Raw genomic sequence first — 26079 nt, 5'->3', positions numbered from 1 at the left:
AGACAGATAGTTAACCTCATGAACAAGGAAACTTTTCAGCAACCAGAACAGATAAATATATATCTATAATTTGAGGAACCATGTATATAAATGATGTAAGTTTACCTCCTTTGGTAGTCGACCAATCAGGGGAGTCTTATGATACCAGAATAAATAAGAATCAATGGGTTGAAGTGCTAGTAGACTGTCCAGGAATTGCCAAAGAAGATACAACTGAACAAAAAGAAGAAGAAGAAGAAAAACTTTACACCTATCGATTACCAGCAGGGTTAGAAGTAAAACCAGGAGATATTTTAAGTGTGCCCTTTGGCAGACAACAGGTAGGGGGGATAGCGATTCGTTTGTTAGCACAACCACCAGCAAAGCTTGCGCCGGAAAAAATTAGAGAAGTGGAAGATGTAATCCACTCAAAATTTTTTCGAGAAAGCTATTGGCAATTATTGGAAAAAGTTTCACACTACTATTACACTCCCTTGATTCAAGTGATACGTACTGCCCTACCACCAGGTTTGTTGGGGCGATCGCAGTCTCGTTTACGGCTCAAAAGGGAAAATATTCCCAATGGCGCGAATGAATTTCTCAGTTTACCAGCCCGTGAAATCATCAAAATTCTTCAATCCCAGGCCGATGGCGACTATAGCTTTAAATTCCTCAGACGCCAGATCAAAGGGTTCGATAGAGCAAAAAAGCAGTTAATCCAACGCGGTTGGGTAGAAACCTACATAGAATTGCCTAGATACTCTCGACCCCAGACCAAACCCATGGTAACACTGACAGTCAGTGTACCGCCGATCGACCTCAGCAAGCGCCAACGAGAAATACTAGAAGTGTTAAGGCGTCATGGTGGAGAATTATGGCTCAATGATTTTTTACAAATTTGTAATACAACCACTGCTACTTTAAAAAAATTAGAAGAGCAAGGTTGTATTGTCATTCAACAAAGAGAAATATTACGCAGTGAAAATGGCCCCGCAGTCGCAGCAGATCAACCAAAGTCTTTAAATACAGCTCAATTCCAGGCATTGTCTACCATAAAAGAAGTAAAAGGGTATGCAACTCTTCTCTTGCATGGAGTGACTGGTTCCGGAAAAACAGAAATTTATTTGCAAGCGATCGCCCCTTTACTCGCTCAAGGAAAGTCCGCCCTCGTCTTAGTACCAGAAATTGGCTTAACACCCCAGCTAACTGATCGTTTCCGTGCTAGGTTTGGCAACAAAATTAATGTTTATCACAGCGCCCTCTCCAGTGGCGAACGTTATGACACCTGGCGACAAATGCTCACAGGTGAACCCCAAATAGTCATTGGGACGCGCAGTGCTATTTTTGCTCCCCTACCTAACTTGGGTTTGATCATATTAGATGAAGAACACGACAACAGTTTTAAACAAGATTCTCCCATCCCCACCTACCACGCCCGCACCGTCGCCCAGTGGCGGTCAGAATTAGAAAATTGTCCCTTAGTTTTGGGTTCCGCAACGCCGTCTTTGGAGAGTTGGGTGAGGGTGAGGGATTGGGGATCGGGACATGGGGGACAAGAAGGAGTAAACTCTCCTCACACTCCTCACACTCCTCACACCCCCACCAACTACCTCTGTCTCCCCGAACGCATCCACTCCCGCCCTTTACCAACAGTGGAAATAGTGGATATGCGCCAAGAGTTACAGCAGGGAAACCGTTCGATATTTAGTAGATCTCTACAAAATGCCTTGCAGCAATTAAAACAACAGAATCAGCAGGGAATTTTATTTATCCATCGCCGGGGACATAGTACTTTTGTGTCTTGTCGCAATTGTGGATACGTGTTGGAATGTCCCCATTGTGATGTATCGCTGTCGTATCATCAAACCGAGGCAGAAGGGCCACAAATTTTGCGCTGTCATTACTGTAATTATGCGCGATCGCATCCCAGAAACTGCCCGGAATGCAGTTCTCCTTACTTAAAATTCTTTGGTAGTGGCACACAAAGAGTCGCCCAGGAATTAACCAAGCAATTTCCAGATTTGCGTTTTATCCGTTTTGATAGCGATACTACCCGCACCAAAGGTTCCCATCGTACCCTACTCACCCAATTTGCCAATGGCGAAGCAGATTTATTAATAGGTACACAAATGCTCACCAAAGGATTAGATCTACCACAGGTGACGCTTGTAGGAGTTGTCGCCGCCGATGGATTACTATATCTATCTGATTATCGCGCTAGCGAACGAGCATTTCAAACCTTAGCGCAGGTGGCTGGACGGGCTGGTAGAGGTGCAGAACCAGGAAGGGTAATTGTGCAAACTTATACACCAGAGCATCCAGTTATAGAAGCAGTAAAAAAACATGACTACGAATCTTTCGCCGCGACAGAATTAGAACAACGGCAAGCACTGAATTATCCTCCCTATGGCAGGTTAATTTTATTACGGTTGAGTAGTCTTGATCCAATGGAAGTCCAAAACGCTGCCCAAGTAATTGCAGCTGCATTACCACAACAAGAAGGTTTAGAGATCTTGGGGCCAGCACCAGCCAATATTTTACGAGTCGCAAATCGTTATCGCTGGCAGATCCTGTTAAAGTTTACCCCTGATGTATTGCCACAATTACCAGATTGGGAAAAAGTGCGTGAACTCTGTCCTAAATCTGTCAGTTTAACAATAGATATAGATCCAATAAATATGATGTAAGCTTACGCAGAATTTCCTGATACCAAGGCGACACGCTCAATACTGTCGCCTGACAACTCCCGCAATTCTTGCAAAAATGCCTCTTTGCCATCACGGGTATAAGACTTCATCACTATCTGGTCTTGCTTCTCCTCTGGCCACAGAACCAAACACCCGGACATTATGCGCTCCGTCTTTAGCAGCAATTCGCAAAATTTCTTCTTTTAATGGTAGTAGTAATTCTTCAATACCCATAATTAAAGCTACGCCGCATATATAGGCTCTAGATTCTTCACGAAAGGAGTTAAAGGTTTAAAGCCTCGCCCCTTGTGGCGACCTACTTTCCCCTGTTCCCTGTTCCCTTTCATTTGTTTTTGCTCAAACGCCAAATAAACGCCAAGAAACTACCTAAGAGTGAGTGGGTCACAGAAGAGATTGCTCCTGGAACGGCGGTTAGGGGATTGGCAAAATGCTGACCTGCCAAAACCACTGCTAGACCTGAATTTTGCATCCCCACCTCAATCGCAATCGTGCGATTGACAATCGCATCGAAGCCCATCACTTTAGAAAAGTAGTAACCCAACAAGAAACCAAAACCATGTAAGGCAATTACTGAACCTAATAACTGCCATTTTGCTGCCATAATCGCACTTGCACTTTGAGCAATGATACTGCTGCAAATCAGTGTAATCACTAACACAGCTAGCAACGGTGCTACTGGTAGGAGACGCTCTACGAATCCAGGAGCGCCTTTATGCAAACTCATGCCAATTAGGAGCGGCAACAGAATTACTTCAAATGTAGTCAGGAACAGCCCCCAACCGTCAACAGGGACGTATTGCCCGGCTAACCAACCCGTGAGTACAGGGGTGATGATGATGGCGGCGAGAGTAGAGCAGGTGGTCATGATCACTGATAGAGCAACATTAGCTTGGGCAAGGAAGGTAATCACATTCGAGGCGGTTCCCCCTGGACAGCAACCGACCAAAATCAAACCAACAGCATAGGGAGTCGGTAGTTGAAATAAAAGCGAAATGAACCACCCCAAACTCGGCATGATCAGATATTGCGCTACTAAACCAATCCCCGCCGCTTTTGGCATCCGCAAGAGGTCACGGAAGTCCTCCCACCTCAAGGTCATTCCCATTGCTAACATAATCACTGCCAGCCCCCAAACAATCAGTGATGTCCCCAACACTTTGCCAGTGGCGTACCAACTAAACAGGGAAGGGGAAAACAAAGCTAAAATCATCCCGATCAGAATCCAAATCGGGAATAGATTCGTGGCTATCTCTATTAGGTAAGGTAGCCCTCGACGTTCGGTTGACTTAGGTTCGCGCATAAAGCTTTAAGGTCATTTCCAGCAAAACAAACGTGCCATTCGATTATGGTGCGGGAGTTCCGATGGGTTAACGGTTAAATTTTGGTCTTGCTTGTAGAATTAGCACTATCGTGAGAAGACTTTGGTGCTAAAGTCATCAGCGAAATTAAAGTTAAATTCATCAGTTTTACATAAGCTTCGATGTCAACTTGATCTGATAACAACATATCTCGATACTGCTGCTTAATTTGCTTGAGCTTTTGTAATGCTGTCTCTGGATCGGTCTGCAAGCTTGCCTGCCATTCATCTAACAATAGAAGGGTATCCATGACAAACTTTTTACGCTGTTGCTCAATGAGAGTACGACACTGATCGGCAAAAGTTTGTGTTTTATGACGCAGCTGTTCGTAGACTTCTGTTGACACTAAACCCTCAATAAATGTCAGGCGATTCTCCTGGCTTAAGTCTTCGATACTCTCCAATGCTTGCTGGGGATGATCTGGTAACAGTGACTTAAGTTCACTAATTCGGTTGTTGGTTGTCGTTATTATCTTCTTAGACTTTTGTCTGTGCCATTGTCGCAACAGTAACCCGATCACGCTTGTTGTTAGCAAAATGAAGACTCCAGCCTGCAAGTCGTTGTTGTTTTCCCAATAACGAATGATTACTGTACGAGGATCACCGTGATCAAACACCGCTTCTGCTGCTGGTATGTAAAAATTTAATTTTTATTAAATTAATTATTTACGAAAAAAGCAGGAACATAGTAATAGTTACAAAAAGTCATCCGAAATGAGAATTTGAGTTGATATGAGATATCACTCACTACAGGTAATTAGGTGTTATTCATAATCATTAGCTTTCTAGTTAGTAGTAAAGCTAGACCAACTATAATTCAGCGTGAATACATGACACAGGGTTTTTTGCAGATAGGGTTAACGCTTTGTATTTTAATAGTAATCACTCCCTTTTTCGGAAGATACATAGCTCGCGTCTTCTTGGGTGAAACAACTGTGTTTGACTCGGTATTCAACCCGGTTGAGCGAATTATTTATATACTAGGGGGCATACGTAGCAAACAAGACATGACAGGTAGCCAGTACATACGGGCTGTGCTGTTCAGCAACTTTATTATGGGTGTTGTTGTTTACTTGATTTTAAAGTTTCAGGGAATTTTACCGTTTAATCCCATGAACTTGAAAGCACTTAGCTGGGATCTAGCACTACACACAACAATTTCATTTCTGACAAATACTGACCAACAACACTACATTCCTGAAATCACTTTAAGCTACTTTAGCCAAACAGCAGCTTTAGGCTTTTTGATGTTTACTTCTGCTGCAACTGGGTTGGCGGTAGGTATTGCCTTTATTCGTGGTTTGACAGGTAGACCACTGGGGAACTTTTACGTAGATCTAGTTCGTGGTATTACACGGATACTGTTACCAATATCTTTACTTGGTGCGATCGCTTTAATTATCTTAGGCACACCGCAAACATTACTGCCAACTCAAGTTGTCACCACCCTCGAAGGAGGTACTCAGTATATAGCTAGAGGGCCAGTTGCATCTTTTGAAATGATCAAACAACTGGGCGAAAACGGCGGCGGTTTTTTTGCTGCTAACTCTGCTCACCCATTTGAAAATCCCAACGGAGCTTCTAATTTAATAGAAATGCTCGCTATGCTGTCGATTCCGGCAGCATTAATTTATACTTATGGTTTGTTTGCTAACAACACCAAACAAGCTTGGTTACTGTTTTGGATGGTGTTTGCGATCTTTATAATTTTGGTTGCTGTAACAGCTAGTAGTGAGTATCAAGGCAATACCCTAGTTAACGCCATCTTAGGATATGAAATACCAAATCTGGAAGGCAAAGAAGTCCGTTTTGGTTCTATCCTCACCGCCTTTTGGGCGATCGCTACTACAAGTACCATGACTGGTGCGGTCAATGGAATGCATGATTCCCTCATGCCTACAGGAGGTTTTGCAACTCTATTAAATATGTTCTTACAAATCATCTGGGGTGGTCAGGGAACAGGAACAGCCTATCTATTTATTTATTTAATTCTGACCGTATTTTTAACAGGTTTGATGGTGGGACGTACACCAGAGTTTTTGGGGCGAAAAATTGAGAAGCGAGAAATTGTCCTCGCCAGCCTAGTGTTATTAATTCACCCAATCGCGGTTTTAATTCCCAGTGCTATTACCTTATACTTTCCAGAAACATTGGCTGGGATTAACAATCCTGGTTTTCACGGCGTCTCCCAAGTTGTTTATGAGTATACTTCAGCCAGTGCTAATAACGGATCAGGCTTTGAAGGTTTAGCAGATAACAGCCTCTGGTGGAATCTCAGTACCATTGTCAGCTTACTGTTGGGGCGATACGTTCCCATTATTGCCATTCTGCTGTTAGCCGATAGCATGACTCGCAAACAAACAGTACCAGCAACACCAGGTACTCTGAGAACCGACACTCTACTATTTACCAGTGTCACCGCTGGAGTAATTTTAATTTTAGGAGTACTGACTTTCTTCCCAGTTTTAGCTTTAGGTCCCATCGCTGAAGGATTTAAAATAGCCTCTGGCAGGTAGGGGAGCGGGGAAAGGGGGACGACTTGGAGGACAAGGGGGACAAGGGGACAAAGGGAATTAGTACTATATTATTCTCCTCACACTCCCCAAACTCCCCACACTCCCCAAACTCCCCACACTCCCCACACTCCCCAAACTCCCCACACTCCCCACACTCCCCACACTCCCCACACTCCCCACCTCCCCACACTCCCCACCTCCCCATATCCATGAATCCAGCTGCTACTACCCCCAAACCTCCCAAACCCTCACGTTCTCGTTCCAACGATCGCCGTCATGCGCGCAAACAGTCGCGGATCAATACTAGAGGTATTTATCTGCGAGCCATAAAAGATGCTTTTGTGAAGCTCAATCCTAAACAAGCAGTTAAAAACCCAGTCATGTTTTTAGTCTGGGTTGGGACACTGATCACCCTGGCGGTGACAATTGAACCTAATTTGTTTGGGCCAGTCACCGAGGACAACCCACACTTGTTCAACGGTATGATCACGGTGATTTTATTCTTCACCGTTTGGTTTGCTAATTTTGCCGAAGCAGTTGCTGAAGGTAGAGGTAAAGCCCAAGCTGACGCTTTGCGTTCAACCAAGTCAGAAACTATTGCCAAAAAGCTGTTTCCCGATGGTGCGATTACAGAAATTCCTGCCACCAGCTTGCAAAAGGGTGATACTGTCTACGTTGTTGCTGGTGATACTATTCCCGCCGACGGTGAAGTAGTTATGGGTAGTGCCAGTGTGGATGAATCAGCAATTACTGGCGAATCTGCCCCGGTATTAAAAGAACCAGGTTCTGATGTTGCTAGTTCGGTCACTGGTGGGACGCGCATTATCTCTGATGAACTGATTATCCGGATTACTGCTGATCCAGGTAAGGGTTTTATAGACCGAATGATAGCTTTGGTAGAAGGCGCAGAACGCAGCAAAACACCTAACGAAATTGCATTAACAGTATTATTGGCAGTTCTGAGCTTAGTGTTTTTGTTCGTAGTAGTAACTCTGCCATTCATTGCTCAATATGTGCAAATTCAAGTCAGCGTCGCAGTTTTAGTAGCGCTGTTGGTAGCATTGATCCCCACCACTATCGGCGGCTTACTGAGTGCGATCGGGATTGCCGGTATGGATAGGGTAGCCCAGTTTAACGTGATTGCCACCTCCGGTCGAGCTGTGGAAGCTTGTGGTGATGTCAACACCTTAGTTCTTGACAAAACAGGCACAATCACCTTAGGTAATCGTTTAGCAGAAGGATTTATTCCCGTCAACGGTCACTCAATGGAAGAAATTGCCTATGTAGCTTTGGTAGCCAGTATATTTGATGAAACTCCAGAAGGGAAATCTATATTTAGACTGGCGGAAAAATTGGGAGCCAGAATTGATTTTGATCCTCAAAAAGCCGAAGCAGTGGAATTTTCCGCTAGAACCCGCATGAGTGGTACAAATTTACCCAACGGCAAACAGGCGCGTAAGGGTGCGGTCAATGCCATTAAAGGATTTGTACGTACACGCAACGGGCAAGAAACACCGGATCTAGATGCTGCGTACGAAATGGTTTCCCAGCAAGGAGGGACACCACTAGCAGTGTGTCTGGATGGGGAAATTTATGGTGTGATTTATCTCAAAGATATAGTTAAACCAGGAATACGCGATCGCTTTGATCAGTTGCGGCGTATGGGAGTACGCACCGTCATGCTGACAGGTGATAACCACATTACCGCTTCTGTGATTGCTAAAGAAGCTGGAGTTGATGATTTTATTGCCGAAGCTACCCCAGAAGACAAAATCTCCGTCATTCAACGAGAACAGGAAAAAGGCAAACTAGTAGCAATGACCGGAGACGGTACAAACGATGCACCAGCCCTAGCACAGGCGAATGTTGGTGTGGCGATGAATACGGGTACTCAAGCCGCCAAAGAAGCAGCAAATATGGTGGATTTAGACTCTGATCCGACCAAACTCATCGATATAGTTAGCATTGGTAAGCAATTGCTGATTACCAGAGGAGCATTAACAACATTTTCGATCGCCAATGATATTGCTAAGTATTTTGCAATTATTCCTGTATTATTTGCTGCTGCTAACTTACAAGGCTTGAACATCATGAAGCTAACCAACACTAATTCTGCTGTGCTGTCAGCGCTAATTTACAATGCATTGATTATCCCTATTTTAATTCCTTTAGCACTCAAGGGTGTAAATTTTCGACCTTTGACTGCTAATCAGTTATTACAGCGGAATATTTTGATTTATGGTTTGGGTGGTGTGATTGCACCTTTTATTGCAATTAAGCTAATTGATTTGATGATTACAGCCATAGGATTGGCATAGGAAGAGAACATGGAAAAATGCATAGGATGAAGTACAGCTTAATCGGTGTACATCTGTGTAAATCTGTGTTCGTTTTTTATCCCATACTGCATCCAAGAGCAAACAGCTATATATTTTTTGACATGTATTTTTATAAGGCGACAAAACAAAATGAATATAAATAAAAAAATTAATATCTTTCATAAGATTTTATCAGCAGATATTGTAGAGCCAATTTCTTTTATTTGGACACAATGGCGTAAACAAAAGTTACCACTGGTAATTTTTATTAGCTTGTGTCTAAATTTAGTGATTGCTCCTGCTGTTTATGCGGTTGCTGACGGTGTTTTGGAACGTCGATCAGCTTGGGCAATTGGTATTTTAGGTTTTATAACATTGGCGCTGGTGTTTTACTTATTTTTTGTGATTTTCCAACCAGAACGTTTTTAACAGTTACTAATTACCAATTACCAATTACCAATTACCAATTATGTTTATTATTCGAGAAATTGCCAGAGCTATTCGCATAACCATATTACTGTGGTTGTTAACAGCAATTATCTACCCAGTTACTGTTTTGGGAGTCGGTCAAACTTTTTTTAAAGAAAAAGCAGACGGTAGTATTATGCAAAATATCCAAGGCGAACCTATTGGCTCAGCTTTAATTGGTCAACAGTTCCGTTCTGAACGTTATTTTCAAGGTCGTCCTAGCGCTGTTAGGTATAGTCAGGGAAAATTAGGTAGACCAACTGGTATATCAGGTGGAAGCAATCTTGCTCCCAGTAGTCCAGACTTGCTTAACCGTGTGGTTGAGAAATCCAGTGAACTTAGTGATGAAAGCATTCAACCCTTCGCCGACATCATCTACACCTCCGGTTCTGGTTTAGATCCACATATTTCTGTGAGAACAGCCCAAGAACAGCTAGAAAGGGTGGCTCGTGCGCGTAATATTACTCGAGAAGAAATAGTACCATTTATCAAACAGTATACAGAAGGTAGATTTTTAGGTATTTTTGGCGAACCGGGAGTTAACATTTTGAAATTAAATTATGCTCTCGATCTACAAGAAATTAACCGTAGGCAAAATCAATAAAATTGTTGGTGGTTAGTTGTTAGTTGTTAGTGGTTAATAATAATTTCTCTACTTCCCCCACTCCTCACACTCCCCCCACTCCTCACACTCCCCATCACGCCATCACCCCACCTCCCATGTATCCAGCGCGTCGTGGTAAACACAAAATCTTTATCGGTATGGCTCCTGGTGTTGGCAAAACTTACCGGATGCTAGAAGAAGGTCATGCGCTTAAAGAAGAAGGGATTGATGTTGTGATTGGGTTGTTGGAAACCCACGGACGCAAAGAAACAGCAGAGATGGCTGAGGGATTGGAAATAATACCTCGTAAACAAATTCCGCGCGGTAATTTAACGTTGACCGAAATGGACACCGACGCCATTTTGGCGCGATCGCCTCAACTAGTACTAATCGATGAACTCGCTCATACCAATGTCCCCGGTTCACCCCGTGAAAAACGCTACCAAGACGTAGAAATTATTTTGCAAAATGGCATTGATGTTTACTCCACAATGAATATTCAACATCTGGAGAGCCTCAATGACTTAGTAGCAAGAATTACTGGCATAGTAGTACGCGAACGTGTGCCTGACCGAGTTTTGGATGATGCTGATGAGGTAGTAGTAGTAGATGTTACCCCAGAAACACTACAAGAGCGGTTGGTAGAGGGGAAAATCTACGCCCCACAAAAAATTCAACAAGCACTCGATAACTTTTTCCAACGTCGTAACTTAATTGCTTTGCGAGAACTCGCACTGCGAGAGATTGCAGACAACGTTGAAGAAGAAGCCAGAGAAATGGGTGCAGGCTTGGCAAACGGGGTTGATTCGCAAGGTCAATTCTTTAATATTCAAGAACGGGTATTAGTATGTGTTTCCACTTATGCTAACTCGTTGCAATTATTACGTCGAGGTGCAAGGATAGCCAATTACATGAATGCCCCTCTTTTCGCTGTATTTGTCGCTGATCCAGACCATTTGCTCACCAAAGAAGAAAGCTTGCACATAGATATGTGTGAAAAGCTATGTAAAGAATTTGCAGGTAATTTTATTCGTGTTCCTAGTAGTGATGTTGCAGCAGCGATCGCACAAGTAGCTGAACAATATCGTATTACCCAAATCGTCATTGGTGCAAGTCAGCGATCGCGTTGGCAAATTCTCCTCAAAGGTTCTCTTACCCATAAATTACTGCGATTGCTGAAAAACACTGATTTGCATATCATCGCCACAGATAAAAAAATGCATTCTTAGAAAAAAGCTCCTCCTAAAGACACGAAATTTCGCGTCTCTACTTTGCGTTAAGTTACGATATTTATTATGCTTCTTTGTTGGGCTTTGGGCATCGGGTACTAGTATTGATTTTTCCCATTCTATTACCAATTACCAGCCTATGCGACAGTATAAGTATTCAAGCGAACATGATATGATGTGCTTTGTTTGGTGTCTTTGTGTCTTGGTGGTAAAAAAATGACTTTTGAACCACCAAGACACGAAGACACGAAGGTGAAAAACTTAATTATTGGACAAAATTTGTTGAGATTTTTACATAACCTCCATGTCTATTTGTTCAAAAAGTTCTGGCTGTGGAAGGCGGGTTACAAAATTTCCAATAATTGTGCTTCACTCAATTGAGTAATTCCTAATGCTTCGGCTTTTGCCAATTTTGAGCCTGCGTCTTCTCCCACAACTAAATAGTCAGTTTTTTTACTAACTGAGTCAGTAACTTTTCCACCTGCTTTTTCAATTAATGCTTTGGCTTCGTCCCGTTTCAATGTGGGCAGAGTACCAGTAATGACAAAAGTTTTACCTGCAAGTTTTTGATTGCTACCATCACTGATTGCTGCGGTGTCTGCTGTGGTAGCAAATTGTAAACCAGCTGCTTGCAAGCGTTGAATTAATGTTTGATTGGCACTAATGCGAAACCATTGATAAATGCTATCGGCGATTTCTGCACCTATACCGTAAACTCCCTCGATTTTGGCGCGTGATGCTTCTGCTAATTGTTCAACAGTTGGGAATTTTTCTGTTAACAATTGGGCTGTGACATTACCTACATGACGGATTCCTAAACCATATAATACTCTTGACCAGGGTTGTTTTTTTGATTGAGCGATCGCATCTACTATTTTTTCTGCCGACTTTTTGCCCATTCTTTCTAATTTATATAATTTGTCGCTTGTCAGGTCATATAAATCGGCAACGGAATCTACTAATCCTTTGTCGACGAGTTGATGTACCAGCTTTTCGCCGATACCGCGGATATCTAGGGCATCACGGCTTACCCAGTGTTCAATGGCCCCTTTGAGAATAGCAGGACAAGAAGTATTGACGCAGCGAGTCACGGCTTCTCCCATTTCCCGGACTACGGGTTGACCACATACTGGACAATGGCTAGGCATGACAAAGGGTTCTGTGTCTGGGGGACGGAGTTCTTTGAGGACGCGCACGACTTCGGGAATGATTTCTCCAGCTTTGCGGACAATTACGGTGTCACCGATACGGATGTCTAATTGGGCAATGCGATCAGCGTTGTGTAGAGTAGCACGTGATACTGTCGTGCCTGCTAATTGTACGGGGCGCATCTCTGCCAAAGGAGTGAGTGCGCCTGTTCTGCCGACATTCACAGCAATATTTTCTACACGGGTGGGTGCTTCTTCGGCGGCGTACTTGAGTGCGATCGCCCAACGGGGAAACTTTTGTGTAAACCCTAGCTGTTCTTGCAACTTAAAGGAATTGATTTTTACCACCACCCCATCAGTCATATAGGGTAAATTCAGCCGTTCTGTATCCCAGTATTGATAATATTCTGCAACTTCTGCTAACGAAGTACACAGCCGTTTGTTGGGATTAACGCGAAAACCCATTTTTTGCAACAATGCTAAAGCTTCCCATTGACTGCTAGCAATACTCACATCGTCTCTACCAGGAATCTGTAGCGTGTAAGCAAAAAAATCTAATCTTCTTTGCGCCACAATGCGAGAGTCTAGTTGTCTGAGTGTACCGGCGGCGGCGTTACGAGGATTGGCAAATAATGATTCGCCTGCTTTTTGCCTTTCTTCGTTGATTTGTTTAAATACATCTAAGGGTAAGAACGCCTCACCCCGCACTTCTACTCTTTCTAGTAAAGACGTTACATGTAAAGACGTTACATGTAAAGACGTTACATGTAACGTCTCTACATTTAAACGCAAGGGAATTGAACGAATTGTTCGCACATTTTGAGTGATGTCTTCACCCACCACTCCATCACCCCTAGTTGCACCCCTGATTAGAACACCATTTTCATAAGTCAAAGCCAAAGCATTACCATCTATCTTTAATTCACAGACGTACTCTGCTGCTGTTTGTGGGGGTACTTGTCGCCGCCAGCGCTGATCCCAAGCCTGTAACTCATCGATATTAAAGGCATTTTCTAAACTGTACAGTGGAATGTTGTGGCGAACCGAAGTAAACTGGGTTGTGGGTTTTTCACCCACACGCTGAGTCGGGCTATCCGGTGTCACCAATTCTGGATACTGGGTTTCCAGGCTTTGCAATTCTCGATACAACTGGTCATAAACTGCGTCCTCCATGATCGGAGAATCAAGAACGTAGTAGGCGTAACTAGCCTGTTGTAGTAGCTGTCGCAATTCCTGAACTCGTTGTTTTACTTCTGGTTTTATCGGTTCCACCAAAGATATCTCCTTTTTTTGCCCAAACAACAGACTTGTTGCAAAAGTCGGGAAATGGTAAAAGGGAAAGGCAGAGGGCAGAGGGCAAAGGGCAGAAGGCAGAAGGCAGAGGGCAGAGGGACAAATACTAATACTTCATCCTACCCTTCGGGAAGCCGCCCAAAGGACGTCTACGCCCTTCATCCTTCACACTTCATCCTTTTCCCTTCTCTTAACTAGCTATATAGCTTAATCAAATTTAACGAATCCAGTCCTCTACTTCATAGAGGAAACGGGTTCCCCCAATCAACTTGCGATTTGCAGAAGTGCTTTGAACTATACAGTAGCTATACTGCAAGTGGCAGATAAGATGCTTTGGAGGCTGCGCTCATAGCCGATTTTTGAGCTTGTGCGATCGCCTCATCGGATTGTAACTTATGAAACAGGAATTTGAATTATAAATTCAGTTCCTTGTTCTGGTGATGAAACACATTGTAATTTACCACAATGATTTTCAGTAATAATTTGGTAACTAATTGCTAGTCCTAATTTATTTTCGTGGATTTTAGGTTCTGTTGAAAAAAAAGTTTGAAATATTTGGCTTTGCAATGCATCTGACATGCCCTTACCATTATTAGCAATAGTAATTTTGACTGCCTCTTTGTCAATGTTAGTAGAAATCCGAATTTGAGGATTCATCATTTGTTTTTTATCCTTTAATGTCCAATGATTTATAACAAATGAATTATCTAGAGAATCAATAGAATTGACCAATATATTCATAAATACTTGATTAATTTGTCCTGAATAGCATTCTATTTTGGGTAAATTACCATACTCTTTGACTACTTGAATTGCAGGACGTTTTGCCTTGGCTTTCAAGCGGTGCTGTAGAATGAGTAGAGTTGTTTCAAGCCCTTGGTGAATATCAACTGGCTTTTTTCGCTCTCCATCAGCGCGTGAAAAATTTCTTAGGGACTGCATAATGCCACGTATGTTATCAGTTCCTAATTTCATTGAAGATATCAATTTTGGTAAGTCTTCGAGAACATGGTCTAGATCCATGCGCTCTATTTTATCTTCAATATCACCGCCTGGATAGGGAAATTTATTTTGGTAAAGTTTCACTAAACTAATCAATTCTTTTACATAAGATTTAGCGTAATATAAATTCGTGGAAATCAAACCTATAGGGTTATTAACTTCATGAGAAATACCAGCAACTACCTGCCCTAAAGAGGAAATTTTTTCTGCTTGAATTAATTGCAACTGAGTTTTTTTAAGTTGTTCTAAAGCTTGAGAAAGTTCGTATGTTCGTTCTTCTACACGTTTTTCTAATTGTTGCTTTTGCTGGTCTAATTCTATATTTAATCGGCGCATTTTTAAATGTAATTTAACTCTTGCCAATACTTCATTTTGCTGAAATGGCTTAGTTATGTAATCAACAGCTCCCAAACTTAAACCTTTAACTTTTTCTTCTATATCTGAAAGAGCAGTAATAAAAATAATAGGAATGTCTTTTGTAGATGGATCTGCTTGCAATCTACGACAAGTTTCAAATCCATCTAGTTTTGGCATCATAATATCTAATAATATTAAATCAGGTGGATTGTTTTTGGTCTGTTCAATTCCACTGATACCATCCATTTCCACTAATACTTCGTAGCCTGCACAACTTAAAGTTGCATACAGAACTTCTAGATTTGTAGGGCTATCATCTATTACTAAAATAGTTTCTGTATTTAGAAATGACTGTTGTTTAATGTTACTATCTTCTACCATTTTTATAAAATAAATATACTCAAACTAGGGAATATTTTTTTGAAGAAACAGACGAATTTTTTTGATGTTAAAACACTGAACTAGTGAATCTAGTTGTTTGACAAATTCCTGATATTGCTCATCCATTGTTGCTAGCTTCTCTAATTCTTGTTTAATTCCTTTAATTTGTCCTTTTTTTACATATTCCAATAACATAAATAACTCTGCTTTTGGTGGTACCACCATTGTTTGTGAACTCGATAATTTTTCAGAATAGTGTTGCTGTTTATTTTCTACCTGTTCATAAATCCAATTTAATTGGAGATATTTTGAAAGCATACGGTAAAGTTCTTTTACTTTTACTGGTTTGACTAAAAAGTCATTTGCACCTGCTGCTAAACTTTTATGTCGCTCATTATCAAATATACTGGCAGAAGAAAGAATGACTATAGTATTTTGCATTGTTTCTGACTGTCGTAGTTGTGATAGCATTTCTCTGCCATCCATGATCGGCATTGTGGTATCGGAAATAATTAAGTCTGGCTGATATTGATGAGCTTTTTCTAACCCTTCTTGCCCATTACTAGCTTCTATAACGGTGAAGCCAAGAGTTTGTAAAAGATTAACAATTAATGAGCGGTTTTCCCAACGATCATCGACAATTAAAATTGTTTTTCTGTTGCCAGAATAACCAACTATCTTTCCAGTGCTAGTAATAATACTACTTTCTGTCCAATCATCAGCGATTGGACATTCTATTTCAAATTCAAAGATACTACCTTTGCCTAACTCGCTCTTGACGGATATAGTACTACCCATGATTTCTACAATTTTTTGACTAATAGTTAATCCTAGTCCTCTACCTTCATTTTGGCTTTTGTAATCTCCTAGTTGCTCAAAGGGTAAAAATATTCTTTTTAGCTGTTGTTGACTGATACCTATGCCAGTATCTTCTATTGCAAAATATATGTATACATGGGAAGTTTTTTTCTGACTCTCTTTAACTTCTACCTTCAATTTTACACTGCCTGAGTCTGTAAATTTAATTGCATTGCTAACTAAGTTGATTAGGACTTGCCGTAATCGTTTTTTATCAGTAGTAATGCCCGATGGTAAATTTTCTGGAGGTTGGTAAATAAATTCAAGATCTTTTTGTTCTGCTTGTATCCGGCAGATTTCTACTATTCCTTGCAGAAAAGAAGGCAGATGAAAATCTGATGGATGAAGCTGCATTTTATTTGTTTCTATTTGGGAAATATCAAGAATATCATTGATTAATGTTAATAAATGAGAGCCACATTTATGAATAATTTCAATACCACGTTGTTCTCTTTTGGTTATATTCTGAGAACGTTGGAGTATTTCAGCATAACCTAAAATACCATTTAATGGTGTGCGGAGTTCGTGACTCATATGAGCCAAAAATTTACTCTTGGCATGATTAGCAGCATCAGCAGCAAGTTTGGTTTCTTTTTGTTCTTCTAGAAGGGTTTTGATATAATCAATCAGTTGATTCAAACTAATTGCTAATTTTCCCAACTCATCAGTTGTAGTTATAGGTGCTTGCAAGTCAAAGTTAGATTCTGCGATCGCTTTTTCGGCAACATCTGTAATTGTCTGAACGGAATGAACGATCGCCTGACGGGTGTAAACTATCAACAGCAGAGTTATGCTCAGACTCAATCCTATGCTGGCAATAATAATTGCTATTCGTAGTCTTTGAACTTGCATTAAAGCAATCTCTGCTTGTTCTTCTTGTGTTTCAGCTACTGCAATCACAATAGCTAGTTCATCTTGGAATTGCAGCATTTTATTACTATTCTCACTCGCTGCAAATTCTGCTAGCAATTGATTGGCTTTTTGAAGCTGATTAGCATTGAAAGCCAGTGATTCAATCTGACGTAAGGTTGATTCCAAACTAGAGGGAAAATTTTTCCAGGTGTTGTGATGCTTAATTAGTAGCGGCTTTAGTTCTTTGATGGCTGAATTTGCAGCAGTAATTTGTTTAGTTGCTGCTAATTCCGCTTTCTGAAAAGTTTGTGGAGTTTGGTAATTAGCAGAAGTTTTTGGGAATAACTGTAAGTTAAAAAGAATATTTTGGAGTTTACTTAACTGCTGACGCTCTTGACGAATGGTTCTTCTTTGCTGATCTGCACGATGCAAGTAAGAATCACCAGAAACAATCCCTACAGTAGTTCCCAAAACCATAATACCAAGTGCGATCGCATAACCAAAATATATCTTGGTGCTGATGCTAAAACGGTTGATTACCTGATTAACTTTATTTTTAGGGTTAAATAGCCAGCTAGATAGATGCAGAGAAGTTTTTTCATCTCTGTTGGTATCAGACTTAGAAATTTTCTGCCTAGAAGCTGGATAAGTCATGCGTTTATGGTGATTGCATGTAGCTATTGCGAGAAATATATAATTTTTACTTATAAGCAGGCGCGATCGCTTGCGTATCTAGCTACATTTGCTATGGTTCCCGTAAGCAAAGAAAAACTAACACAGTAAGGCGATGATAGTCAGGGGTAATTACATATTGATGGGAATAGCGATCGCGAGTTCAGTTCCTTCTCCCACTACTGACTTACACCTCAAACTTCCTCCATGTTTTTCTTCAATAATCTGCCGACTTATAGATAAACCTAATCCAGTGCCTTTTTCTGATGATTTAGTGGTAAATAAATGGTCAAATATCCGTGATTGAGTTTCTTCAGGAATGCCTATGCCATTATCTTTAAATTTAATGACCACACTTTTTCTATCATTAGATAACTCAGTTGAAATAGTAATAATGTTAGGAAATTTTTCTATTTCGCTAAAATCACGCCCTTGATTAGATTCTTCTAAAGCATCAATAGCATTAGCTAAGATATTCATAAACACTTGATTGAGTTGCCCTAAATAGCATTTTATCGGTGGAATATCTCCATAATTCTTAATTATTTGAATAGCAGGACGATTTAGATTAGCTTTCAGACGATATTGTAAAATTATTAAAGTATTATCAATAGCTTCATGAATATTAGCTAGCACTTGATTTTCTTGATCAGACCGAGAAAAAACTCTTAGAGAATTACTAATCTTAATAACTCGTTCAGCCCCTAATTTGATTGAATGAAATAATTTTGGTAAATCTGTAGTTAAAAAATCGATATCAATCTCATTCCCATGTTGTTCAATTTCTAGTTTTGGCTGAGGATAATGATGCTGATATAAATGCAGGTGCTGTAGTAAATCTTTCGTATATTCTTCAGCATGATTAATATTACCTAAAATAGAATTAATTGGATTATTAATTTCATGGGCAATCCCCGCTACTAAATTTCCTAAAGCAGACATTTTTTCACTCTGGATTAACTGAATTTGAGCTTGTTGCAAATTGATTAGGGATTGAGTTAATTGTTTTGTTCGCTCTTTAACCCGTTCTTCTAAAGCATTGTTGAGTTGATGCAGTTGTAGATTTTTTTCTTCTAACTTCTTTGTTAAAGAAGATAATTTTAAATGTAGGCGAATACGAGCAATGACTTCTGCTTCTTGAAAAGGTTTAGTAACGTAATCTACTGCTCCCAAGTTCAAGCCTTTTACTTTATCCCTAGTATCATTGAGAGCAGTCATAAAAATTATAGGTATTTGATGAGTTAGGGGATTATCTTTTAGTTTTTTACATGTTTCAAAACCATCTATACCTGGCATATCCACATCTAATAAAATTAGATCTGGCTGGTCATAATTACTCTGCTTGATTGCATTCTCACCATTTGTTGCCACGGCAATTTCAAAGCCAGCATTAGTTAATGCTTCGGCAATAACTGCTAAATTGGTCGAATTGTCATCTACAATGAGGATTACGTATTCTTCTGTGGGAGACATGGTTTATATTTATACAATTTATCACAATTAGATAGATAAATACTTTTTCAGGAATTCTTGGATTGCATTAACTTGAAATTTCTGAGTAAGATGTAAAATTTCCTGAGTGAAACTAGAATATCTTTTATCTAATTGAGCAAGCTTTTCTACTTCTTTCTGGATCGCTATAATTCGACCTTTCAAAGCTAGATCGTAAAGTTGATTTATATTTTCTATTGGCGGTGCTATGATTGTCTCAGTTAGTAACAAATTATTTTGTTCTTTTTGATCAATTAGGTTTTGATTATTTTCATAAATCCATTCCAAATATAAATTTATTTTTAAAATCTCTAATAACTTTTCAATTTGTACAGGTTTCGGTAAAAAATCATCTGCTCCAGCATTCAAACTTTTATATTGATCAGTTTCAAAAACACTGGCAGAAGAAGCAATAATCTTAACTTCTTTATATTGCGGTAACTCTCGCAAGTTTCGAATCATCTCAAAACCATCCATTAAGGGCATTACTAAATCAGTAATAATTAAATCAGGTTGAAACTCTTCTACTTTTTCTAAACCTTCTCGACCATCGCTTGCTTCAACGAGGTGAAAACCAAGTGGTTCTAGCAAATTAATAATCACCGAGCGATTTTCCCATTTATCATCGACGATTAATATTTTTCGTTGCTTTCCAGTAAATCCAACAATGGTTCCTTGAGGAAAGGTTTTAATTTTTTGTGACCAATTGATAACTTCTGGTAATTCTATATCAAACCAAAAAATACTGCCGATTCCTGGTTGGCTTTGGACGTTGATATTACTGCCCATGAGAGAAATTATTTTCTGAGTAATTGCTAATCCTAAGCCCGTACCTTCTACCTTGCGCTTATTTTCTCCTACTTGCTCAAAGGGCAAAAATATTTTTTCTATTTGTTCTGGAGTCATGCCTATGCCAGTGTCTTCTATTTGGAAGCGAATTTTATAATGGGTAATTTGTTGTTTTGCTTGACCAGTGACTTCAACTTTCAAAATTACGCTACCAGTATCTGTAAATTTAATCGCATTATTTAGTAGATTAATTAAAACTTGTCGTAGACGTTTTTCATCAGCATAAACACCTTGAGGAACTTGGGATTCCACTTGAGTAATAAAAGCAATATTTTTTTGTTCTGCGCGGATACGGCAAATCTCTGCGACCCCTTCTAAAAAGGCGGGAAAATGAAAATTAGTGGGATACAATTCCATTTTCTGTGCCTCAATTTTGGAGAGGTCTAATATATCATTAATTAGATTCAGTAGATGAGAGCCGCATTGATAAATAATATTAATGCCGTGGTACTCCCTTTCTGTCAAATTTTTAGAGCGTTGGAGTATTTGAGCATAGCCTAAAATGCCATTGAGTGGTGTTCTTAATTCGTGGCTCATGTTTGCTAAAAATTCGCTTTTAGCTTGATTGGCAGCATCGGCAGCGATTTTCGCTTCTTTGAGTTGAGCAGTACGTTTTTCAACTCGAATTTCTAATTCTTGATTGGTCTTTTCTAGAGTAGTGAAAGCATTACGCAATTGCTGCGCCATCCGGTTAAAGGATCTCGCAAGTACTGCTAGTTCCTCAACTTCACTTTCTACGACTTTTTGATCTAATTCGCCTAGAGCGATCGCTTCCGAGGCTTGACTTAACTTTAAGATAGGTTGAGTAATCCAACGCGATGTATAAACTCCCAAAACAGTAGCCAACGCCAAAGCCAACAGACACAGCATAATTGTGGTGCGAGTATTGGCATGGATTTGTGCCATAAAATCAGATTCTGGAACCGCAACCACCACCAACCAATCAAGTCCCCAATCATCTCGCCAAGGTGTAACTTGGACAAACTGACGTTCACCATTGAGTAAAAAATCTAACTGTTGACTTCTGTTGATTTGTTTGTAACTACCAAAGCGGTTTGTGAGATGGTTGGCGATCGCTTTGATTAACGGATCATTAATATCTGAGCTTTTCAGTCGTTGCGGTTTACCATTAATTATTGTGTAAGGCTGCTCTTGTGTGGAAGTAGCAACCAGTAAACCATTACGCTCTACAATAAAAGTCTTACCGTGGGGACTAACTTTTAGCTGGCGCAAAAAATCACTAATCTGGGAAAGGCGCTGTTCCACACCAATTGCACCGATGAAGTTTTTGTTGCGATCAAAAACAGGACGACTCGCAGCAATAGATAACGGATAAGGTGCTGTTTCCCATTGATAAATCTGACTCCATGTTGGTTTACCTACCAAGACTGCTTGTGCATACCAACCCTCTTTTTGAAAGGCATAGTCTTGATCAATATCTGCAAGCTTAATCCGGTTTCCTTGGCTATCTGTATCGTAGGTATATAAATGACCGTTGTGATATCGAGATGGTGAAACCTCATTGATGGAGATGCGATTATCATCAAAAAAATATCCTGCTGCTGCGAATTCACCTTCTTTACTGCCAAAAATGACATAGCCAACAGGATACAATTGCATTTGCTTCCAAAAGTAATGTCCCATCCCTGGCAAATCTTGAGGATTAAGCAAACCCAACTCCATCGCCTCTCCATTGATTTGAGCAAGACGACGCGCTGTATTGAAGTAACTATCAAGACGCTGTTCAATGCGACTGCTAACTTCCTTACTTAATTGCCTAGCAAGGTGATTGACTGCTTGCTGACCATTACGTAAAGATAAATATCCTGTAAGTCCCACCGCAGCAAAAATTTGCACAACAAAAGGCACTACAAGAATTAGGCGTAGAGGAATTTTTCTGCTACCCCTGGTACAAGAACTTTTTTGGGTCAAAAGCAGCATATTTTTAACAACAGTATTAATACCTATAGGCGTAAGGTTTATTTAGTATATAGTTCCCATAAACAAGTTGAGAATTCACATAGAAGTTGCTGGAAATAACAAACCCGATTCCAATGAAGAAATCGGGTATGGATGATGCTGAATTTTCAATACTAAGTAGTATTCGACCGTGTAAGTTTTGACTTTTTGTGAGGCGTCAGATCGCCGACTTTTTAAAAAGTCGGGAATCTAGCTCACCTATCAAAATCAATTTGGTGAACAAGTAGTTTAGTACCTAATTGAGTCGTAAAGCACTCACTACACACCGTAAATCTTGAGACAGCTTGTTTAGACAGGAATTCGAGTCTCAGCTTCTAGCTTAGCCAGTCTTTCTGCGAGAAGTTGCTCTAAGGATTCTAATGCTTTGGTGAAACCTTTGATACCTTCATCTAATTTTTCTGATGCCATGCGATCGGCAGTGTGCATCTTATCAAAGGTGGCTTTGTCCATAGAAATTTTTTCAATTGTCATCCCTAATGCTTTGCTAGCATCAAGTTTACGAGGCAGTTCTCCAATTGTTGCCTGTAACTCACCCAGTAGCGCGGGAGAAATAGTCAGCAAATCGCAACCTGCCAATTCAGTAATTTCGCCGATATTACGGAAGCTAGCTCCCATAACTTCAGTCTTATAACCAAATTTTTTGTAGTAGTTGTAGATTTTCGTGACAGATAATACCCCTGGATCTTCTGCTGAGGGGTAACTATCCCGTCCGGTTTCTTTTTTGTACCAGTCGAGAATGCGTCCGACGAAGGGAGAAATGAGAGTTACACCAGCTTCTGCACAGGCGATCGCTTGGTGAATACCAAACAATAAGGTGAGATTGCAGTGAATTCCTTCTTTTTCCAAAATTTCAGCAGCACGAATACCTTCCCAAGTGGAAGCAATTTTAATCAGAATGCGTTGGCGAGAAACTCCTGCTGCTTCGTATTGAGCAATCAATTCTCGTGCTTTGGTGACAGTAGCTTCTGTGTCATAAGATAGGCGTGCATCCACTTCTGTGGATACTCGTCCAGGGATGATTTGCAATATCTTCAATCCAAAGGACACCGCTAAACGGTCAAATGCCAAAGAAACTACTTGAGCTTGAGATGCACCAGAACCAAGGTCTTTTTTTGCTTGCAGTAAAGTTTGATCAACTATTTCTTGATATTCCGGCATTTGTGCTGCCGCTGTAATCAAAGAAGGGTTGGTAGTCGCATCTTGTGGCTTGAATTTTTCAATTGCTTGAATGTCTCCGGTATCTGCGACCACAACGGTCATTTCTCGCAATTGTTCCAGTAAATTCTTTGACATGGTTTACCTCTTTAATTTTGTTTTTCAGGACTTATATCATCGGGTTGTAGTGGTCTCGCTAGCTGAGTTGATGGCAACAAGTAATCGGTAATTGGAAATTCATATATCTTTCATTACTTATTACCAATTACACCGAAATATTTTCGCAAAAGTCCTGATTTAATTCCCTCCAGCCCTATTCTAGGCAAGTTCTGCCAAGATTGATTGTGTCATTGTATGCAGTTTTTTTAAATCATTTTGCATTTTTCTTGATCAAGGGATATTTTAAACCCTAGTAACCATAATTATTTGGACAATTTTTGACCCTTATTGTGCTTAAATAACTGAATATTTAAATCACAAATTCTTCAGCTTTTTTTTAGTATTGGCACTGAAGATTAAATAAGTTTTTAGCTTTATCAAAGAGTTTTTATATAATTTAATAACTATTTATATAAGTAGGTCGGTGTTGAAAATTGTCGTTATGACAAGGCAGGAGGCAGAAAAGAAGAGCTTTTTGGGAACTTTACTTTCCGTTACATATCACTCTCCGAGAATGGGTTAAATAATTTAATAAATTACCCTTTTCTTCTCCTCTTCTCTTGGCGTACTTGGGGTCTTTGCGGTTCTTTTTTACCCTCAGAACTAATGACACAGACCAGTAGTGGTCTATCGCATTAATTTTGCTGGGCTACAAGATCCCCGACTTCTTGAAGAAGCCGGGGATTTGACCACCCGTAAACCCTCAAAATTAACTGGACTGACTAGTAGACTCATCTTTAGATGACTTGAGCTATTAGCCAAGGATTTTAATCCTTGGCAATTTTTGACAGTGGTGAGAAATAGTAAACAGTTAACAGTGAATAGTTAATAAGTTGCTTTGATAACTGAATAACTGTTAAACAGCTACTGCCAGATCCTGCAAAATGCCTTCTTTTTGTGCCATAGCCAACATCAGGTCAACGACTCGATTTGAGTAGCCCCATTCGTTGTCGTACCATGCCACAACCTTGAAAAAGTTGGGATTCAGTTCAATTCCAGCGCCAGCATCAAAGATACTAGAGCGACTATCTCCCTGGAAATCTGTGGAAACTACTTCCTCATCAGTGTAGCCTAATATACCCTTTAGTTCGCCTGTTGCTGCTGCTTTCATTGCCGCACAGATTTCCTGATAACTAGTGGCTTTAGCTGTTTTGAAGGTTAAATCAACCACAGAAACATCAGGAGTAGGAACCCGGAACGCCATACCAGTTAGCTTGCCTTTTAACTCAGGCAAAACTAACGCCACAGCTTTTGCTGCGCCGGTAGAAGAGGGAATAATATTTTGTGCCGCACCACGACCACCGCGCCAGTCTTTTTTGGAAGGGCCATCAACTGTGGGTTGAGTAGCAGTCATGGCGTGGACTGTAGTCATCAATCCTTCTGTCAAACCAAAATTATCATTGATCACCTTAGCGATGGGAGCCAGACAGTTAGTAGTACAACTGGCGTTGGATACAACAGTATCTTTAGCTGGATCAAACAAGTGATGATTGACACCCACTAATAGAGTTTTGACTCGCTCTGGATCTTTAGTAGGAGCAGAAATGATCACCCGCTTGGCTCCGGCTTGCAGGTGGTTTGCTGCCCCTTCATAGTTGGTAAACAGTCCTGTAGATTCAACTACATAATCTGCACCTAATTTACCCCAAGGCAATTCTGCTGGATTCCGAATCGATACGCAAGGAACAAAATGCCCATCAACAACGATGCCATTATCCTTTGCCTCAACGTTACCCTCATACATCCCGTGGGTAGAGTCATATTTCAACAGGTAAGCAAGATTATCTGGTGGTACAAGGTCGTTAATGCCTACAAACTCTATGTTGGGATTAGTAATGCCAGCACGAAATACCAGACGCCCAATCCTACCAAATCCGTTGATACCAACTTTTAATTTAGCCAAGATTTACCTCCTATTCTGGGAAGTTGAACAAAGGAGAAACTAAAGCAAATTACATATTACTGTTTGCTTTTTCGATCCTGACAGTCTGATTTGGCGATCGCCTATTTGCTTGGCATCTTTTAAGGTTTAGTCTGGGGAAGCCATATCCCCACTTTTCTAATCTTCCAGTTCCAACTTTCCTCGGTAGCCAGTTACAAGTCTGCTACCGTCTTTAAAAATATGAATTTCGATCTGATTGCTTGCCCAAGAAATTTTATCTTGCAAAGCTGGGTTAAAGACGTGAACCCGTTGATTGCTAGATGAAACAGGAGAGTCGGGTGAGTTTAACGCTAGTGATTGAATGTAGGGTCCATCAATGAGAATATCTAACTGCTCTAATAGTTCTTGGGAACCAGCTGGAGCATATTCAGATTGTAATTGCTCCAAAGTAAAACCACTAAATGACATCACGTTCAATCCAGCCGCTTTAACTTTGCGCGCCAGATTTGCTAGTGCGGCTGCTTGCCAAAAGGGTTCACCACCAGAAAAAGTTACACCTTGATTGTGAGGATTACTGAGAATTTTTTCCGCCAGACTATCTACAGAAACAAGTTGATTAATTTCAAAAGACCAAGATTCTGGATTAAAGCAACCTGGACATTCCCGCAAGCATCCTTGTACCCAAATTACAGCACGACATCCAGGACCATTCACTTCAGATTCATCCACATAACCCATAATGTTGAGATATCCGGCGGGAATCTGCATCAGTGTCATGTATGAGTTAGCTTGATTTTGAGTCATAGTTTTGTCTTTGTATT

General features: G+C 40.4%; 17 protein-coding genes. 6 read left to right on the top strand and 11 right to left on the bottom strand.

What is annotated here, in order from left to right; all coding sequences use genetic code 11:
* The first annotated feature begins 80 nt into the window (after nucleotides 1-80).
* Nucleotides 81-2666: a primosomal protein N' gene (gene priA / locus UYK_RS0119725; protein WP_016872009.1), complete on the top strand. Its 2586-nt coding sequence runs from the start codon at nucleotides 81-83 to the stop codon at nucleotides 2664-2666.
* A 90-nt stretch (nucleotides 2667-2756) separates the two neighbouring features.
* Here the strand turns inward: priA and UYK_RS0119720 are convergent, their stop codons facing one another.
* The 3 genes from UYK_RS0119720 to UYK_RS24390 all read right to left on the bottom strand — a co-directional run bounded on the left by UYK_RS0119720 (nucleotide 2757) and on the right by UYK_RS24390 (nucleotide 4661).
* Nucleotides 2757-2900 (bottom strand): nucleotidyltransferase family protein, encoded by a 144-nt coding sequence (locus tag UYK_RS0119720; RefSeq protein WP_009454313.1) that lies wholly within the window; start codon nucleotides 2898-2900, stop codon nucleotides 2757-2759.
* A 109-nt stretch (nucleotides 2901-3009) separates the two neighbouring features.
* Nucleotides 3010-3987 (bottom strand): bile acid:sodium symporter family protein, encoded by a 978-nt coding sequence (locus UYK_RS0119710; protein ID WP_009454312.1) that lies wholly within the window; start codon nucleotides 3985-3987, stop codon nucleotides 3010-3012.
* A 74-nt stretch (nucleotides 3988-4061) separates the two neighbouring features.
* The gene (locus tag UYK_RS24390) at nucleotides 4062-4661 is read right to left on the bottom strand and encodes a hypothetical protein (protein ID WP_016872007.1); all 600 of its coding nucleotides are present in this window, start codon (nucleotides 4659-4661) and stop codon (nucleotides 4062-4064) included.
* Between the two features lie 213 nt (nucleotides 4662-4874).
* Here UYK_RS24390 and kdpA point away from each other — a divergent pair, with 213 nt between their 5' ends.
* From kdpA to UYK_RS0119675, 5 genes are all read left to right on the top strand, one after another.
* Nucleotides 4875-6560 (top strand): potassium-transporting ATPase subunit KdpA, encoded by a 1686-nt coding sequence (gene kdpA, locus UYK_RS0119700; RefSeq protein ID WP_009454308.1) that lies wholly within the window; start codon nucleotides 4875-4877, stop codon nucleotides 6558-6560.
* 209 nt (nucleotides 6561-6769) lie between these two features.
* Nucleotides 6770-8878, top strand: a complete 2109-nt coding sequence (gene kdpB / locus UYK_RS0119690; protein ID WP_016872004.1) for a potassium-transporting ATPase subunit KdpB — start codon at nucleotides 6770-6772, stop codon at nucleotides 8876-8878.
* 150 nt (nucleotides 8879-9028) lie between these two features.
* Entirely contained in the window at nucleotides 9029-9307 is a 279-nt protein-coding gene (locus UYK_RS0119685) for a potassium-transporting ATPase subunit F (protein WP_009454304.1), read from the top strand.
* 40 nt (nucleotides 9308-9347) lie between these two features.
* Nucleotides 9348-9950 (top strand): K(+)-transporting ATPase subunit C, encoded by a 603-nt coding sequence (gene kdpC, locus UYK_RS0119680; protein WP_009454302.1) that lies wholly within the window; start codon nucleotides 9348-9350, stop codon nucleotides 9948-9950.
* A gap of 116 nt (nucleotides 9951-10066) precedes the next feature.
* Nucleotides 10067-11179: a histidine kinase gene (locus tag UYK_RS0119675; protein WP_039990659.1), complete on the top strand. Its 1113-nt coding sequence runs from the start codon at nucleotides 10067-10069 to the stop codon at nucleotides 11177-11179.
* A 344-nt stretch (nucleotides 11180-11523) separates the two neighbouring features.
* Here the strand turns inward: UYK_RS0119675 and ligA are convergent, their stop codons facing one another.
* The 8 genes from ligA to UYK_RS0119635 form a co-directional block, all read right to left on the bottom strand.
* Nucleotides 11524-13599 (bottom strand): NAD-dependent DNA ligase LigA, encoded by a 2076-nt coding sequence (gene ligA / locus UYK_RS0119670; protein WP_016872002.1) that lies wholly within the window; start codon nucleotides 13597-13599, stop codon nucleotides 11524-11526.
* Nucleotides 13600-14013: 414 nt separating this feature from the next.
* Nucleotides 14014-15360, bottom strand: a complete 1347-nt coding sequence (locus UYK_RS0119665; RefSeq protein ID WP_016872001.1) for a hybrid sensor histidine kinase/response regulator — start codon at nucleotides 15358-15360, stop codon at nucleotides 14014-14016.
* A gap of 24 nt (nucleotides 15361-15384) precedes the next feature.
* Nucleotides 15385-17724: an ATP-binding protein gene (locus tag UYK_RS0119660; protein WP_016872000.1), complete on the bottom strand. Its 2340-nt coding sequence runs from the start codon at nucleotides 17722-17724 to the stop codon at nucleotides 15385-15387.
* A 150-nt stretch (nucleotides 17725-17874) separates the two neighbouring features.
* Nucleotides 17875-19215, bottom strand: a complete 1341-nt coding sequence (locus UYK_RS0119655) for a hybrid sensor histidine kinase/response regulator (RefSeq protein ID WP_016871999.1) — start codon at nucleotides 19213-19215, stop codon at nucleotides 17875-17877.
* A 27-nt stretch (nucleotides 19216-19242) separates the two neighbouring features.
* Complete coding sequence (locus UYK_RS0119650) at nucleotides 19243-22023, bottom strand: hybrid sensor histidine kinase/response regulator (protein ID WP_016871998.1); 2781 nt, start codon at nucleotides 22021-22023, stop codon at nucleotides 19243-19245.
* Between the two features lie 327 nt (nucleotides 22024-22350).
* A complete protein-coding gene (locus tag UYK_RS0119645) occupies nucleotides 22351-23355 on the bottom strand; it encodes a transaldolase (RefSeq protein ID WP_009454287.1) in 1005 nt (334 codons plus the stop codon).
* Between the two features lie 877 nt (nucleotides 23356-24232).
* On the bottom strand, nucleotides 24233-25279 hold the full coding sequence (gene gap, locus UYK_RS0119640) for a type I glyceraldehyde-3-phosphate dehydrogenase (protein WP_009454285.1): 1047 nt from the start codon (nucleotides 25277-25279) through the stop codon (nucleotides 24233-24235).
* 156 nt (nucleotides 25280-25435) lie between these two features.
* Nucleotides 25436-26062: a 4Fe-4S single cluster domain-containing protein gene (locus UYK_RS0119635; RefSeq protein WP_009454283.1), complete on the bottom strand. Its 627-nt coding sequence runs from the start codon at nucleotides 26060-26062 to the stop codon at nucleotides 25436-25438.
* Nucleotides 26063-26079: the final 17 nt, after the last annotated feature.

This window comes from Fischerella thermalis PCC 7521 (genome assembly GCF_000317225.1).
GTDB classification, from domain to species: Bacteria; Cyanobacteriota; Cyanobacteriia; order Cyanobacteriales; family Nostocaceae; genus Fischerella; species Fischerella thermalis.
Note: the sequence above shows the minus strand (reverse complement) of the source record. Positions and strands in the feature narration are given on the sequence as shown.

What these genes read in the sequence shown, in the direction of transcription:
- priA (WP_016872009.1), top strand. Translation starts at nt 81, where the DNA reads ATGTATATAAATGATGTAAGTTTACCTCCTTTGGTAGTCGACCAATCA.
- UYK_RS0119720 (WP_009454313.1), bottom strand. Translation starts at nt 2,900, where the DNA reads ATGGGTATTGAAGAATTACTACTACCATTAAAAGAAGAAATTTTGCGA.
- UYK_RS0119710 (WP_009454312.1), bottom strand. Translation starts at nt 3,987, where the DNA reads ATGCGCGAACCTAAGTCAACCGAACGTCGAGGGCTACCTTACCTAATA.
- kdpA (WP_009454308.1), top strand. Translation starts at nt 4,875, where the DNA reads ATGACACAGGGTTTTTTGCAGATAGGGTTAACGCTTTGTATTTTAATA.
- kdpB (WP_016872004.1), top strand. Translation starts at nt 6,770, where the DNA reads ATGAATCCAGCTGCTACTACCCCCAAACCTCCCAAACCCTCACGTTCT.
- UYK_RS0119685 (WP_009454304.1), top strand. Translation starts at nt 9,029, where the DNA reads ATGAATATAAATAAAAAAATTAATATCTTTCATAAGATTTTATCAGCA.
- kdpC (WP_009454302.1), top strand. Translation starts at nt 9,348, where the DNA reads ATGTTTATTATTCGAGAAATTGCCAGAGCTATTCGCATAACCATATTA.
- UYK_RS0119675 (WP_039990659.1), top strand. Translation starts at nt 10,067, where the DNA reads ATGTATCCAGCGCGTCGTGGTAAACACAAAATCTTTATCGGTATGGCT.
- UYK_RS0119665 (WP_016872001.1), bottom strand. Translation starts at nt 15,360, where the DNA reads ATGGTAGAAGATAGTAACATTAAACAACAGTCATTTCTAAATACAGAA.
- UYK_RS0119660 (WP_016872000.1), bottom strand. Translation starts at nt 17,724, where the DNA reads ATGACTTATCCAGCTTCTAGGCAGAAAATTTCTAAGTCTGATACCAAC.
- UYK_RS0119655 (WP_016871999.1), bottom strand. Translation starts at nt 19,215, where the DNA reads ATGTCTCCCACAGAAGAATACGTAATCCTCATTGTAGATGACAATTCG.
- UYK_RS0119650 (WP_016871998.1), bottom strand. Translation starts at nt 22,023, where the DNA reads ATGCTGCTTTTGACCCAAAAAAGTTCTTGTACCAGGGGTAGCAGAAAA.
- UYK_RS0119645 (WP_009454287.1), bottom strand. Translation starts at nt 23,355, where the DNA reads ATGTCAAAGAATTTACTGGAACAATTGCGAGAAATGACCGTTGTGGTC.
- UYK_RS0119635 (WP_009454283.1), bottom strand. Translation starts at nt 26,062, where the DNA reads ATGACTCAAAATCAAGCTAACTCATACATGACACTGATGCAGATTCCC.